This window comes from Saprospiraceae bacterium (genome assembly GCA_026129545.1).
Classification (GTDB): domain Bacteria; phylum Bacteroidota; class Bacteroidia; order Chitinophagales; family Saprospiraceae; genus M3007.
The window spans coordinates 62,407-76,683 of the sequence record JAHCHX010000007.1 but is presented as its reverse complement, the minus strand read 5'-3'; the positions used below and the strand labels follow the sequence as shown (position 1 = coordinate 76,683).

Genomic DNA, 14,277 nt, shown 5'->3' with positions numbered 1-14,277 from the left:
GGGCTTATGCGAAAAAAGCGGCATCGCGGCTGTTGGCGTGGATGTGCCGGATGTATTCGGCCAATTGGGGGGCGATGTCGTCGAGTTCGTTGCGGCCCGCGGCACGGCCGGTGGCGTCGTAGCCGATGTTTTCGGCGATGGCCATGAACACGCGGTAGTCGTGGATTTGGGCGCCGAGTTCGCGGCGGCGGGTGTCGTCGAGGGTGTCGCGCAGGTCGTCGAGGCGGTCGCGATAGCGGGCGTTGAGGTCTGCCTTCCACTGTTTGTAGCCCTCGGATTTTTGGATTTCGCGCTGTTGGGGTTTGGGCAGTTGGGCGTAAGGCGCGGGCAGGTCGAGGTAGGTTTCGAGACCTGTGCCGGCGTTTAGTTCAGCGTCTTTTTCGGCTTCGAGGGCGCGCCAGGCGGCCTCGGCCTCGGGCCGCGCCCAGATGCTGTCGGCCAGGCGGTCTTTGAGGGCTTTGATGGTTTCGGTCTGCTCTGCGGATAGTTTTTGGAGGAAAAGGACGCTGCTTTTCACGCCCGCGCCGGTGTGGGTGAAGGTGGTTTGAGGCAGCGAGACGACGGCCACGAGGCGGTAATGCTCTTCTATCCAGTCGCGCACTTCCTGCTGGCTGCTGTTGGTGAGCACGCCGTCGGGCACCACGATGGCGAGCATACCGCCGGGCCGCAGGAAGTTGTGGCACTGCTCGATGAAGAGTACCTCGGTGCTTTGGGTTTCGCGGGGGCTGCGCAGGTGGCTGCCTTTGAGGCGGCTGTCAATCCAGTTGACGGCGCGGAATCCGAGGCCGTAGTTTTTGAGGTAGGCTTGTTCGGCCTGTTTCACCACCGAGCCGAAAGGCGGGTTGGTGAGGATGAAATCGAAGGCGCCGAAGCGGAACCGGTCGTTTATTTTTTGCATCTCCGAGTCGGGCGCCAGTCCGTCGAACGCGATGACGTTGGTGTGGCCGTCGTCGTGTATTTTCATGTTCATTTTGGCGGTGCGGGCGATGCCTTCGGAGATTTCGATGCCATAGAGTTTGGTTTTGGCAAAGTTGTGCCAGTAGTCTTTTTCGATGGTATCGGAAGCGATGGCGCCTCCGGCGCGGAGTTTTTTGGCGGTTTCGCGCATTTTGTTGAGGACATAGAGCAGGAAGCCCCCGGAGCCGCAACTGGTGTCGAGCACCATGTGGCGGTTTTCGATGGGCAGCACTTGCACGATGAAATCCACGACCGGGCGCGGGGTGAAGTACTGGCCGAAGTCGCCCCGGAAGAAGTCGGTCATGAAAGTCTCGAAGGCCCGGCCTTTGCTGTCGAGGTCGGTGGCGAGCATATTGACGCGGGAGAGGTAGCCGACGATGGTTTTGAGTTCGGGCGGGCTGAGCCGGATGGCTTCTTTGAACACTTCGGGGTCTTCGCGGCGGCCTTCCTCGTACACTTTCATGATGCGCTGGTAGAGCGTGTCGGCGCTCTCGCCCGTGAACTCTTGGAAGTCGTAGGGGGTGCCGGGTTTGCGGTATTTGGCCTGCTCTTCGTCCCAGAGTTTGCAAAAAATCACTTTGTCAAACTCGTCGAAAGCCTCCGAGGGGTTGCGTTTGCCGCCCGCCCAAAGGGATTGGTGCGCCTGCTGGAAAATGCGGGTGAGTTCGGATTGCTCCACTTCTTCGAGGTCGAAGGCCTTGGCCCCGTGCTCGTCCATGCCGCCCTTGTAGTATTTGGCTTTGGTCTTGCCTTTTTCGCCATAGAAGGGCAGGCGGGCGATGATGTTGGCCTCGCGTTCGAGGGGCGCGAAATCGCGCACGTTGTAGGCGATGGATTTCAGGCCGCTGGTGACCAGCAGGAAAGGCGCATTGAGCGAATTGGCGTTGCCAAATCCCTGTTCGATGGCCTGCACAAACTCGGCATCCGAGACCGCTTGCTTTTTGCATTCTACCACGATGTGCGGGGTTTTGCAATCGTCGTCGTCGAAGATGACGATGTCGGCCCAGTCGTTGGGCGTTCGGCGCGGCACTTGTACCTCCAAACGGACCCGGCTGACCGGATACTTGTAGTCCAAAATCAGCTCTACAAATGTTTCAGCGCGGACAAGTTCCTCCGGGTCTTTGAAGCCATAGGTTTTCGGGTCGGGCAGCAGATAAGTAATGCGGGAACGGTCGTCGTTGAAACGGATAAGACCGTGTTGTTCGCCAAGGGTGAGGATGTCGGACATGGGCAGGTAGGTGTCGTATTTGGATGTATTGTGGTGCTCGGTTTATGTGAACGTTGAGTTATACCGGCCACATTGAGGCAGTCACCGTCGGCCAAGTGAAGGGCACGGGCATTTCTTCGCCGCCCTGTATATTGGTTTCGCCGCCGCTAATGAATTTTAGAAGTGCGTCACTTTTCATTTTATTTGAATTTGGACTCGACTCATATCTCGAACAGCAGCCGATGGTTGCCTGTTTTGATTTCGAGGATGGTGTCCTGAAAACCGTCGGCAGGTTCGAGATAATAACTTTTGGTTGCCCCCGCATTGATTACCCCGTTTGTTGTTTCGACGGGTCGCCATTCTTCTGTCTGCGCATTTCTTTTTGAGAAAACCCCAATATCATACCCATTGAGCAATCTGGTTACAGGTCCCATATTCTCAATCGTCAGTTTAAAAGAATCGTTCTCTGCATCAACTTGAATTTGAAGTGATTGCCACTCAATTGTTTGACCCAGATTGGCCCAATCAATTGTTTGGTGATCTTCGCCAAGCAGCCGTTTGACCAAGGCATCCACATTGGTGTATGGGTTGCTCAGATAAGGTTCAATCTCGTTGTGCGGTACGGTGTACCGAAGCCATGCGGCATTTTCGTACGCTTTTTCCCGATATTCAGCTTCGACCAAGCGGTTGAAAAAATCTTGAAAATCATCATTGCGGATTTTTGTGGAGCCCGTCAGGTACTGGTTAACCCGTAAGTACCCTGACACACAGCGAACGCCCCAGCAATCGTCGGCATGGAGACCTGAGCCACATTCTAAATAGTGCCCCTCCTGGTCTTTACATTCCGATTTGACAAATTCAGTAGCATTTCGCTCAAAATGCAGTAGTATCCAATGCTCAAAGGCGATACTGGAAAAAGCAATATTGACTGTTTTGCCATTGACCGGCTCGCGGGCAAGACTGAAAGCGTGACCATGAGCGGGGTGGCCGTTCCGGTCAAAAACAGCCCATGCTTCTTCAAAAGTATCATCTTTAAGCCCGTCACGGGCTTCTTTTACAAAATTGGCCGGGGTCTGTCTCCAAGTGTATTGTCGCTCAATTTCGTCGGCTTCTTCGGGAAGTGGTACTACTTTCAACTGCCGTTTTTGTCGCGGCGATTTGTGCGGAGGCGTTGTATCTTCTTGTTCCACATCGCTACGGGGTTTTGGCCGTATTTCTATTTCCTCCCACACCTCATTTTCAAGGGCTATCCTTCTCAACACGGCAAAATATTCCGGTTCGGTCACCGAGCCTTCACAGACGACGAGCATATTCCTTCGAAGCGTGCGGGCTTTTCTACTCATGGTTGAAAATGGATTCGATGTCTTCGATTTTAGGCAACCCACCGAATTTTCCAGCCATGTACCATTTGTCAAATGGCACATCCTCCCGCACACCGTCGAAATCCTGGGCGGAGAATAATTCGGTCTCTCCGTATTGATTTTTTTCGGTAAACCAAATCTGGTCGGTTCGGAACATATCCCGATCCAACAGGGTAACCTCGTGCGTAGCAAAAATCAGTTGTGCATGATTGGGGTTGGAACGCGAATTGGAGAAAAGTTGCACGAGGAATTTTACCAATTTCGGGTGGAGACTGTTGTCGAGTTCGTCGAACACCAGGACACCACCTTGTTCCAGTTTTTCAAGAATAAGCCCGCCACGCCAAAAAAGCGCTCTTGTGCCTTCCGATTCTTCATCAAAGGGCAGCCTTTCATCTCCAACTTCTTGACCGGCGTCATATACTTTATGGACGCCATAGACCATGGTGTTCAAGCGGGTGCTTCCCAGCGTTTTACGTACTGTTTCTCCATTTCTTCCAACGAGCCGTTCCCGCTCCTCCGACTGCAAAAGTTCAAGACTATCAATTTTTGTATCGGCCACCCTGATTAGTTTTTCCAGCCTTTTTAATATTGGCTGATGGTCGGATTCGGAGAGGGTCTGAGAAACCTGGCGCACCTGCATATTGTTGGAAGCTCCTCGCACCGCATTGCTGACATCAATGGAATTAAAATATACATATACCTTGGTCAGCAACTCATGGGGCGTATCAGTGCCGAATTTGTTCAGCGCCAACTGATTATTGAATACTTCAATTTCTTTGTTGCCGAAGTTTTTTCCCAGTTTTATTTTATGCAACAAATCTTGCGGCCCACCGTGACGCTCGAAAATGCGTTGGGTTTGGCCTTTCGGTGAAAAAACCAATTCTTCTTCTAAAATCTGTGTAAGGTTGAAAGCGACTTTGTACCGATACTTCACTTCCTCAAATACAAATGTCAGTTCAAAAACGGTCGGCTCGGCGACTGTATTTGTGGAGAAGAGAAAAGGATTGTAGCTTCTTATGGGACGGCCGGCGCCGGAAATCCGGCGGCTTATCATTTGAATCAAGTTACCCAGGGCCTTAATGAAGTTGCTTTTTCCCGAAGCGTTGGCACCATAAATCAGGGCAGTTTTCAACAGACGGACAGAACCGCCATTCGGGAGACTAACTTCAAAAACATTTTCGCCCTTGATTTTGGAAGATTCCGCGATCAAAGAGAAAACCTGGCGATTTTTGATGGAGCGAAAATTTTCTACTGCAAATTCGAGTACCATTTTCCCGATTCTGTTTATTTTTGAAAATTATTCCCAAAATTACGCCAAATTTGGATTATTCATATTCTTATTAAATTATTTTTTGTAAAAAATTCTTTGTCTACTCCCCCACCCTACCCTCTCTGCAACGCCTCCACCGCCTGCCGCAATTTCAGCAGCGGGCCGTCGTACTTTGCCTTGACTTCCTTAAAAGCCTCGGGCTTCATGGCTTCGATCTGGTGGATGACGGCATGGCGCATAGGTTTGTTTTCGCGCCAGGTGTCCATCGGGAGCTCGGCATCGAGGGTGAGGCCGGTTTGAGCTTCGAGCGACTGGCGGACGGGGGCGTTGGCCATGATTTTGCTGACAGCCTCGCCGGCGAGGAAAGCGTCGGCGTTGGTCAGTTCGCGGATGACTTCGTTGGCCGCGGCGCGGCGGTCGGCTTCGAGGTCGGCGAGTTGTTCGAGGAATTCTTGTAGTTTCTTGGCCGACTTTTCGGCATCGCTTCGTTTCTTTTTGCCGGTTTCCTCCTGCTCATCGGTGTAGCCGCTGCGCAAGGCTTCGATGAAGAAGCCTGCCACATTTTTCAATTGCTGGGCGTTTTTGGCGCGGCGGGTGACACGGACGGCCTGGGCGACTTGTTCATCCGTTGCCGAGGTGAGCAGGGACAGGAAAGCAGTCGGGGTGACCCCGAAGCCCTGTACTACTTCCTCCTGGTATTTTGTAAAAATCAGGTCTACCGATGAAGGTTCGGATGCCTCGGCGGCGATGGCGGCAGGGTTGTTGGAGAAATCGGGAAACGGCAATTGCGGGAGTATGGCCGCTTTCGGCTCTTCGCCGCGCATCCGGCGCAGCTCATCGTCGCTTTTGCGGTGGAAACGGAATCGGAGCGCCACTACCTTTTTTCCCTGTTTTTCCCGAATGATTTCAGAGACACTGAGGTCAGTGTGCAGGTTGATGTCCTCTATGGCGGGCTGGATGATTTTTTGGTAGAAGTTGGCGAAGTGCGGGTACTCGGTGGTGAGTTCGAACATTCGCTTCATTTCTTCAAATTCGAGGGTGCGTTCGCCGATGCTTTCGTATTGTTTCAACAATTCGTACACGCGGACGGGGTAGGCGCCGAGTTTGACGATGTTGCGCAAGTCGTAGGCCGTGAAGTTGCTTTTGAGTTGCAATAACAGGGGCTTCATGTCGGGGTCAATGGTGATGTCTATGTACTCCTGGGACTCGGTGCCGCTGCGGCCCTGCTCGCCTTCGGTGAGATAGTTGATGCTGCGGATGATGTGATATTCGGTCTCACGCTGGAATCCGTTGTCCTCGTTGCTGATGTTGAACACCTTGCGGATAAGGCTGCGCGCGGCATCGCGCAGGAAGGCGTAGGACTGGCCGGAACGAAGACCGAAAGACTTAATGACCTCTCGATACCAGATGCGGTACACTTTAAAATCTTCGTCGTCACGTTTGATGTTGGAGAGCACGGAGAGGAAGATGCGGGTTTCCCACACGTCGAATTTATACCGCGCCTCGATCAACTGGTTGGACTTTTTGATTACGACAATGCCCTGATTTTTCCTGGTGTATTTGGCCATAACTATACCCGTTTTGGAATGCTTGCCCGGATAGCGGCAGCTAACGTACTGGTTTGGCGCAATATGTAACTACATTGGGAGATACTTTTTTTCCAATGTAGTTATATTTGGAGGGACAACAGCCATTTTTTCGGCGATTTCTTCCAAAGGAGTTACAATAAGGGGCTAAATGAAGCCGGTAGATCGGAAATTCACTCCAAAGTGGTTATGTCTGGCTGTCTGGCCGCTATTTTTTGTCCCAATAAGGTTATACTTAGACGAGTTTCATCGGCAATTTGTTCCAAAAGAGTTATACTACGGCATATTTACGTTCCAAATTAGTTACTTTTAAAAATGGCGCGTTCTGATCATTCCAAAAAAGTTATAGTTAATTCCCAAATTGGTTATAGTTTTTCTTACAAAACGGTTATAGTTATGCATAAAGATTGAGGGCTACATTCAATTCAGGGGGAATAACAGCGCATCGAGCCGTGAATCGCAGAGGGCAAAAAACCTACGAGCATCAGATATTTGGCGCAAACGCCCGTTTTTAGGCATTGCATCAGACTCGAAGCAATTCAGTTACACTTGCTCCCAAAAGAGTTATAGCATTGTCCCAATTCGGTTAGAAAAAGTCCCAAAAAGGTTAGCCTTGCATCCAAAAGAGTTATGGTTTGTTCCAAAGTAGTTAGAGTTGCCCTTGTAAAACATTGATTTTCAAGCGATTGCCGTCACCTAAAAATATTAAAAGACTTAAAAAATTACAACATCAAATTTTTAAAACGAATTGTGGTGGTGATGTTTTCTTTTTGAATTAATTGTTTTTTTGTTTTGTCTCCCCCCAAATTGCGCGCAGCCCCCCACCAGAAAAAGGTTGAATCGGGATGGATAGGATGTTGAAGGATTGGAAAGACGTGGGCGAAACATCAGTTTCGCCGTACAGGGCCTACTGCCGCGTCGTAGCGACGGGAGGCCACAACGGTTCGCCGTCGAAGCGGCGAAGTTGCCAGAGGCTGGGTTGGGTTTCGTCGAGGATGTAGCGGAAGATCGTGGTTTTCTCCCGCTCCGTCACTCGAAACCAGTGCTCGCCGCCCATTTGAATCAGAAAGCATTTTTGGTTGCCGACAATGTGCTGCTCCGTGCCGAGGTGCAGAAGCCGGTCTTTGCAGTGCCAGTAATGCTCAATGCTCACCTGCCGACCCTGAAACAGGGTGTCGGGCAGTATCTGCCGGTAGAAAAACGGCTTTGGCGCGATGGCGAAGGTTTGCAGCATCGTGTGATCGTCTGGCGCGGGTGGCCGGGCGAGCGCAAAGTCGGGAATGTCGGCGACGGGATCGCCGCGGCGGAAAATCAGTTGTAGGTGAGCCGATTGGCGGTCGTAGAAGTCGAGGCGCTGGACGGCGAGTTGGCCGTTGCCTGTGACGACGAACCAATGGCGACACTCGAAGGAAACGGGGACGGTGAAGGGACCTCCATCGCGTGAGGTTCGGTAGGTGCCGGCGTGGACGAGCAGATTGTCCAGCTCCAAGTATCGCTCGATGCGAATTTGTGCCGACCGGCGGATGGCGGTTCGGCGCGTGAGTCTGCGGGCTGACAATTCGTAAGGTTCGGGCAGGCGGTATGCCTGGGCTTCCCAGCCGACGGAATCGCTGAAAGGGACGGCGCGATGGAATTGTTGAAGCCAGTCGGGTAGGCGGGCGGAATCGCCCCTCCCCCACCCTACGCGGGCGGATTTGCAGCCGATGGTCAATATTGATACCGCTGCGAGCAAAACAAGGGTCGTTTTCATAGTCAGAGTTTGTTTCGTTGAAGGAACAGGTTGACGGCGCCGACGATGAAACCGGCGGCCAGGCCGCTTTCTTCGGCAGATACGCCTTGCGTTTGTATGCGGCGGATGTGCGGCGCGGTGATGGCGGCAAGCTCCGAATAGCCGGGGATGGCCGACAGGCTGCCGAAACGGGCATTGAGCGACTGCGCCGTTTGCACGAAATGGGGATACTTGGGATTGGTGAAACTCCGTTCCGCGACGGCGTTGACGATGAAGGTGTCGAGCACGGTGAATTCCATAATTACCTAATTGTATAATTAGAAAAGTGAAGTTTGTACCGCCAGGTTGTGGGCTTGCATTTGTTCCAACATGGCTTTTACTTCTTCCATCAGGCGGATTTTCAGGTCGCGTTCTTCCGGTTTCATCTGACCGAGCAAGACTTTCCGGTTGTACACCCGGTCGCGCCAGTTGAGTTCGGTTTTCAGTTCCTTGATATGGGCAGAGAGGCCGCAGATGCCGGGCGGATACGGGGAGTCGGCAGGCTTTTTGTTTTCGTGCAGCCACATCAGCACCTCGTGTACCTGGGTCATCAGGGCGATTTTGTTTTCGGCACTTTTCGGGGTCATCAGGCGTTCGGCGATGCGACGGGGATAGACGTCTTTGCGCATCCGGATTTCGGTGAATACCTCGGCGAGGTGTTCGGGTCGGACGGTGGGATTTTTAGTCATGGCTGAACAGGTTTGGGCTTGTTGACAAGACTTGGCATTTTTGACACTCTTGACAGATTTGACGGTTTTGACAGAGAAAAAAGAAAGTGTATTTATTTTTCTACTGTCAAGAATTTGGGGTGTCAAGACTTGTCAAACTTGTTCAACACGCTGATTTACAAATATTTAATTCAAATACGACTGTCAAAAACTGTCAAGGGATTGGCGACACAACTCCGGTGTCAAATGCAGCAGGCGCCTGGCTTATGCTGTCAATTTTGATCGGAGAGGCGATCCTGCTGGGCGCGTTCCTCGGCTTCCCGCAGGTTGGTCTTCTGGCGGATTTTTTCGTGCGACCAAACGTGCCCGGTTTTTTCGGCGATGCGGCGGTAAGAGTAGCCTTGTCGCAGGAGGTCCATGCAGCGTTCGAGCATATCGCGTTCGAATTCTTCGCGGTCGGTGATGGACAGGTGGATAGATTCGACGGTGGTGCCGTCATATTCCCAAATCAGGTTGGGGCCGGACTTGGCCACGGTGAAAGTGGCGACATTTTCCTCAGTGAAGACTTTGATGCCTTTGCGGTTTTTGATGTGCTTGATGTAGCGTTTGTGCGAGTCGAGTTTGGAAATGCCAATACCAATGACGTTGGTGGCGAAATTGGACAGAGCCTTGGCGCCGGCCAGGTGGCGGGCTTCGAGCGGCTCGGCGGTGTTGCGCTTGGGGGTGTGGGCCACAACCAAGACCGAAACGGCATAGCGGCGGCTGATGGTCATCAGTTTGCGGACGAAGGCAGTGGCGATGCCGGGGTCGTGCGATTCGGAGACGAGCCAGGAGAGGTTGTCAATGATGAGCAATTCGGGGTGCTCGAACTCGACCAGCGTTTCAATCTGCCGCATGATTTTCAGGTCGAGGTCTTTGAGGTCTTCGCACTCGGGGTTGATGTCGGCGCGGAAAAAATTGTCGCTGAACCGGTGGAAAGCCTTTGTGCGCTCTTTTGAAAATTCGGCCTCCACTTCTTCGCTATACCGGTCGGCCACGTCTTCATCATCCAACTCAAAGTCGAGGATGATGGTCTTTTTGCCCTCTGTGCATTCGTTGTAAAATTCCGGCCCGACAAAGGCCGAGCGACCCGCGGCCACGGCATCGCCAATCTGGAAAGCGAGGATGGATTTGCTGCATCCTTCATCACCAAAGATGAAACACACGTCGGACTCGCGCAGCAGGCTGCCCATGAGGTGGCGGCGTGGTTTGGCCTGTGCGCCCTTTACCACAACTTCGGTCATGCTGCGGATGCGCAGCAAAGCGGTCGGATTGACCAACTTGGTGCCGAGGTGCATTTGGTCATAGAGGTCGAACACGTCCTCTAATTCGTAGGCACGGCGGATGGTCTCCGAGCAGCGGCGGATCAGCTCTCGTATTTTCTGCAACTGATAGAGCATCCGCACATGGTATTCGAGATGCGCGGTACTGGCAACCCGGCCTGTCATTTCGACCAGGCGATACGAGCCGCCGACAGTATTCTCCAATTTGTTTTTCCTAAGCCAGTCAGTCACCGTCAGCAAGTCAATAGGCGCGCCTTGTTCGTGGAGGTTGTGAATGGCGCGGAAAACAATCTGGTGCGCTTCGAGGTAAAAGGTTTCTTCCGTGCAGATGTGCCGGATCCGGCCAAAGGCATCGCGTTCGAGCATCAAAGCGCCTAACACCGCTTCCTCGGCGGGCAGGTCTTGCGGGGGTAATTTGCCAAAAACGTAAGCGGAAAGATTTTCGCCTTCTTTGCGGATGGCTCGAAGGACTTGAAGGCGTTTTTTCTCGTCGAGGCCGAAGGATTCGAGCAACTGCTCGAATCCGCGTGGGGCGCCGGGATGCGGTTTGGCAGGCTGACTGCGTTGCTGCTTTGCCATGATGAATAGATTTAGCGGTTAGAAAAGCATAACCATGCCGTCGTTACGACGGGCTAAATCCGCAGTCAGAGGCTCCCACCGGGCCTTATGGCGAAAAATAACAGCAGGTTTATCCGCTATCCCGTATTTTTGCGGTGGCTTTTTTGCATGCAGCGGGATATGCGAATATCTCCTGTGTGTGAGGGGGGGACGGTAGGCTACCGTTCCCCTTTATTGTTTTTGTTTCCAACAGTGGTGCGCGCGCCGCTGACTTGCGGCCAACATTTGATAGACAAGTACGGAAATAATGCCCGTATCTTTGCTTTGCAAATAGTTGTACTGTATCACGGTACAGCGAGGAAAGGTTGACGCGCTAACGGGTGCGTTGGCCTTTCCAGTTTCGAGGGGTTTTGTTTTACAAAAATATTGACAGCCAAACGATTGAGTTGTTAAAATTGGTGTTGATATTGGGCAAAACTGTCTTTTCAATTCGTGAACGCTACCTGTTGCCGTGTCAGTCGGACAAAACGACGAAACGCAAGTAGCCGGTGAAGACCGGAATCTCGGGTTGTTTGTCACCTTGCTTTCTCTCCCATTCTACGGATTTTTCCCTGTAACGGTTGGTATCGTCGGCTTGGATTTCCCGGATTTCCGCGCGGAGTATTTCAATTTCTCCGGCAGGGTCGTCGGGGTTTTTCACCTTTTCCCACTCCTGCATCTCGCGGCGGATGCGTTCGTATCGAGCCACATCCGAAGTGCCGATGGCCTCTCCTTGTCTGCGCAGTTCGCGGATGCGGCGCTGCGCCTCGCGGTACTCCCCTGCCCTTTCTTCGTATTGGTATTGCAACATGGCAATCCGGCGGTTCAGCGTATGAATACGCGGGCTGCTTTGAAAACGAACGCTTGACAACCCATTGGCGCTGTTTTCCCCATAATCGTTGTCTATGGGGCGCACACGGAGCGCATCAAGATAGTCGTCTTTGAAGTGATAGCCGATTTCGGGCGTGATGCCGCCCGCCGCTTCAAACTGAACGTTGGAATGGATTTCCACGCTCATCAGTTTTTTGCCCAGCAACAGGCGGTTGAGGCTGTCGGCGCTGACGCTGACAAAAGCCGTGTCTTTGAAAGCGAAATGTCGCCCGGTGTGCATCGGTACGACCCGCTGCACTTCCACTTCCGCCTCGTTGATGTGGTGAAACTTGCCCGCATCCATCAACAGAATGCGGGAATGGGTGGCTTCGAGACAAAAGCCCTTGCCGTGCCGCTGCTCGGTGCCGGTGCGGTACCAATACTCGACTTCGAGCATATCGTCGGACTTGTGGAACTCGCTGGAAACGTGCTTGATGGTGCCGAACAGTCGGTTGTAAGAAGTCCAGAATCCGTTTTTGAAAAGTGGAACGAGAAACACGCCGCACAAAATGGCTACGCAGAAAAAAACGGTTTCATGGCGGATGTTGCCGGTCTCGAAACGGTAGCGCGGATCGCCGGGGATGACGCAGGCCGATTTGTGAAAGGGATAAAACAGTTTGACCCCGTTGACGGTACACATATCGAGGATAATGTGGCTCAGATAACCCCAGAAAAAGAACCAGGTGAGGCTGGTATGCCCGGAAACGGCTCGTTCGGCAAAGGCGAAAATCAAGGTGAGCACGATGAGCGCCGCGACCGAGTGGGTGAGTGTTCGATGACCGTAGTGTCGGTTGAGCCAATAAGAAAGCGGCCCTACTACCCGGCCCACCGGGCTGGAAGTATTGTCCACGTCGGGCAAGACGGCTGCCGCAAGCGTTACCGCGATGTACCAGGGGGAAGCCAGCAGGTTGATACCGCTGATGGTGGCCCCAAAAACGCCGGTGAACACGGCGCCGCCGACAATGTGGTTGGGGAGCGTCATGGAACAGAATTTTCGGAATTATGGAATTTACAAAATTTGTCTGGCGCTCGGTCAGACGTATTTTCTTTTTGTCTGGCGGAAGATGGGGCGACCAAAGAGCAGGAACAGCAAGGCTGCGCCGCCGATGAGTTTGTAAGCGCCGGTATCTTCGTCGCCGAGTTCGCGCCCGACGTAGCGCAGTATCATCAGGCAGGAAAGCAGTACGACAAAGGGCACGGTCATATCAATATCGGGCGTGGCGGCGGTGTGGTTGATGGTGCGCATCACCTGAAAGTCCACGCGGTCTTCCTTGCTGTACCGCTCGCACATTTCTATGATAAACAATGGGTTGCCACCGGTTTGGTCGTACACGTGGTTTTGGTACGCTTCCCAGTCCCCCACCCTATCGGCAAAGTCGCTGGACATTCGTTCGATGAGTTCCAGAGATTCCGGGCGGCTCAGGGGTTTGAGTTCTATTTTTTGAAAGTTCGAGAGCCAGGTCGCTTGTGAAATGGGAACGACCCTCGCCGCAACAATCAAGTGGAAATGGTTTTTCATCCGTTCCAAAATGCGGATGGCCGTAGGTGTCAGGTGGTCGGCGCGGTCAATGATGATGGTATATTCCTGTGGTTGGGTGATATTTACCAAGACTTCGTGGAGGCGTTTTTCGCTGTCCTTCATCACAATTTGGCCAAGGTCATCCCGGTTGACGAGCGCGTTGCCGTCGCGATCCTGGTTGGAATACACGGCTGCGACCACCGCGTCTTTATCTTGGTCGTAGAGTTCCAACACGAGGCCGGCAAGGACTTTTTTGCCACGCGTCATGTCGTCCACGCGGAGCATTTTTCCTGCATTATAGTTTTCGAGCAAGTGCGATTTGCCGATGCCTTGCGGACCGGTGAGTAGCACGTTTACCTTTTTTTCGCAGAGTTCGACCAATTTGGCAAGTTCGGCTTTGCGCCCGATGATAAACTGGGTTTTCTCACCGCGCCGGGTCGGCAGCACATGGACGCGTGGTGCGGGAAAGTGGCGGCGGTAGAGCCTGCGCCACCACGATTGGCGGTCAATGCGCTGTACCGCTTCGCGCAACTGGATTTCGGGGACGTGGGCATAGATTTCGGTGGTGCTGCTTTTTTTGTGGCCGAGCAAACGGCTGAGCCGCAGCATGTCCACGCCTTCCGCAGCGAGGCGGGTGGCGTAGGTGTGGCGCAGGCTGTGGGGGCTGAATTTGCCATGTGAATAGCGGCGGATCCGCTTTTCTATTTGTCGCGGGTTGATGCCTTTTCCGGTTTTGCTGCCGCGCCCGGCAGGAAAGATGTAGGCTTCCGGGTGGCGTTCTTTCATGTCATAGACCCAGCGTGCGAGCTCGTCGAGCGTCCGGGAAGGAACCGGAATAACGCGCCATTCTACGTTTTCCCGCTTTTTCAGGCTTTTTACATGGAGCAGGGCTTTCGGGAAGTCAATGTGGCTTACCTGGATGCTCGCCACTTCACCACGGCGCAGACCACAATCCAACATGAGCAGAGAAATGAGGCGGTATTTACGGTTGCGGATGTTGGACAACAGACCTTCCTGTTCCTCAGCGCTGAGGAACTTTATTTTTCTGTGGGTATCCAGATTCGCCACCATAACAGGTTTTGTTTTAAGTTTTGCCCTGCGATACAGGAATAGGAATACACAAAGTTTAGGAAATTTTCCCAAATCAAAAAA

10 protein-coding genes are annotated in these 14,277 nt (G+C 52.9%); all 10 read right to left on the bottom strand.

Annotation, left to right across the window (positions count from 1 at the left end; all coding sequences use genetic code 11):
• Nucleotides 1-4: 4 nt before the first annotated feature.
• Nucleotides 5-2,185 (bottom strand): restriction endonuclease subunit M, encoded by a 2,181-nt coding sequence (locus KIS77_23175; GenBank protein MCW5925239.1) that lies wholly within the window; start codon nt 2,183-2,185, stop codon nt 5-7.
• Nucleotides 2,186-2,385: 200 nt separating this feature from the next.
• The gene (locus KIS77_23170) at nt 2,386-3,507 is read right to left on the bottom strand and encodes an RloB domain-containing protein (GenBank protein ID MCW5925238.1); all 1,122 of its coding nucleotides are present in this window, start codon (nt 3,505-3,507) and stop codon (nt 2,386-2,388) included.
• Nucleotides 3,500-4,795 carry an ATP-binding protein gene (locus KIS77_23165; protein MCW5925237.1) on the bottom strand — a complete coding sequence of 432 codons (1,296 nt, stop codon included), beginning with the start codon at nt 4,793-4,795 and terminating at the stop codon, nt 3,500-3,502. The genes KIS77_23170 and KIS77_23165 overlap by 8 nt, the downstream gene beginning before the upstream one ends.
• 113 nt (nt 4,796-4,908) lie before the next feature.
• Nucleotides 4,909-6,363, bottom strand: a complete 1,455-nt coding sequence (locus KIS77_23160; GenBank protein MCW5925236.1) for a replication initiation protein — start codon at nt 6,361-6,363, stop codon at nt 4,909-4,911.
• Between the two features lie 925 nt (nt 6,364-7,288).
• Nucleotides 7,289-8,131, bottom strand: coding sequence for a hypothetical protein (locus KIS77_23155; GenBank protein MCW5925235.1), 843 nt, complete (start codon nt 8,129-8,131; stop codon nt 7,289-7,291).
• A 2-nt stretch (nt 8,132-8,133) separates the two neighbouring features.
• Entirely contained in the window at nt 8,134-8,409 is a 276-nt protein-coding gene (locus KIS77_23150) for a hypothetical protein (GenBank protein ID MCW5925234.1), read from the bottom strand.
• An 18-nt stretch (nt 8,410-8,427) separates the two neighbouring features.
• Entirely contained in the window at nt 8,428-8,838 is a 411-nt protein-coding gene (locus KIS77_23145) for a hypothetical protein (protein ID MCW5925233.1), read from the bottom strand.
• A gap of 251 nt (nt 8,839-9,089) precedes the next feature.
• Nucleotides 9,090-10,718, bottom strand: a complete 1,629-nt coding sequence (locus KIS77_23140; protein ID MCW5925232.1) for an AAA family ATPase — start codon at nt 10,716-10,718, stop codon at nt 9,090-9,092.
• A 493-nt stretch (nt 10,719-11,211) separates the two neighbouring features.
• Nucleotides 11,212-12,588 (bottom strand): metal-dependent hydrolase, encoded by a 1,377-nt coding sequence (locus KIS77_23135; protein MCW5925231.1) that lies wholly within the window; start codon nt 12,586-12,588, stop codon nt 11,212-11,214.
• A gap of 51 nt (nt 12,589-12,639) precedes the next feature.
• A complete protein-coding gene (locus KIS77_23130) occupies nt 12,640-14,196 on the bottom strand; it encodes a tyrosine-type recombinase/integrase (protein ID MCW5925230.1) in 1,557 nt (518 codons plus the stop codon).
• Between the last annotated feature and the right edge of the window lie 81 nt (nt 14,197-14,277).

Excerpts from the sequence above, each read along its gene's own strand:
- KIS77_23175 (MCW5925239.1), bottom strand. The coding sequence starts at position 2,185 with ATGTCCGACATCCTCACCCTTGGCGAACAACACGGTCTTATCCGTTTC.
- KIS77_23170 (MCW5925238.1), bottom strand. The coding sequence starts at position 3,507 with ATGAGTAGAAAAGCCCGCACGCTTCGAAGGAATATGCTCGTCGTCTGT.
- KIS77_23165 (MCW5925237.1), bottom strand. The coding sequence starts at position 4,795 with ATGGTACTCGAATTTGCAGTAGAAAATTTTCGCTCCATCAAAAATCGC.
- KIS77_23160 (MCW5925236.1), bottom strand. The coding sequence starts at position 6,363 with ATGGCCAAATACACCAGGAAAAATCAGGGCATTGTCGTAATCAAAAAG.
- KIS77_23155 (MCW5925235.1), bottom strand. The coding sequence starts at position 8,131 with ATGAAAACGACCCTTGTTTTGCTCGCAGCGGTATCAATATTGACCATC.
- KIS77_23150 (MCW5925234.1), bottom strand. The coding sequence starts at position 8,409 with ATGGAATTCACCGTGCTCGACACCTTCATCGTCAACGCCGTCGCGGAA.
- KIS77_23145 (MCW5925233.1), bottom strand. The coding sequence starts at position 8,838 with ATGACTAAAAATCCCACCGTCCGACCCGAACACCTCGCCGAGGTATTC.
- KIS77_23140 (MCW5925232.1), bottom strand. The coding sequence starts at position 10,718 with ATGGCAAAGCAGCAACGCAGTCAGCCTGCCAAACCGCATCCCGGCGCC.
- KIS77_23135 (MCW5925231.1), bottom strand. The coding sequence starts at position 12,588 with ATGACGCTCCCCAACCACATTGTCGGCGGCGCCGTGTTCACCGGCGTT.
- KIS77_23130 (MCW5925230.1), bottom strand. The coding sequence starts at position 14,196 with ATGGTGGCGAATCTGGATACCCACAGAAAAATAAAGTTCCTCAGCGCT.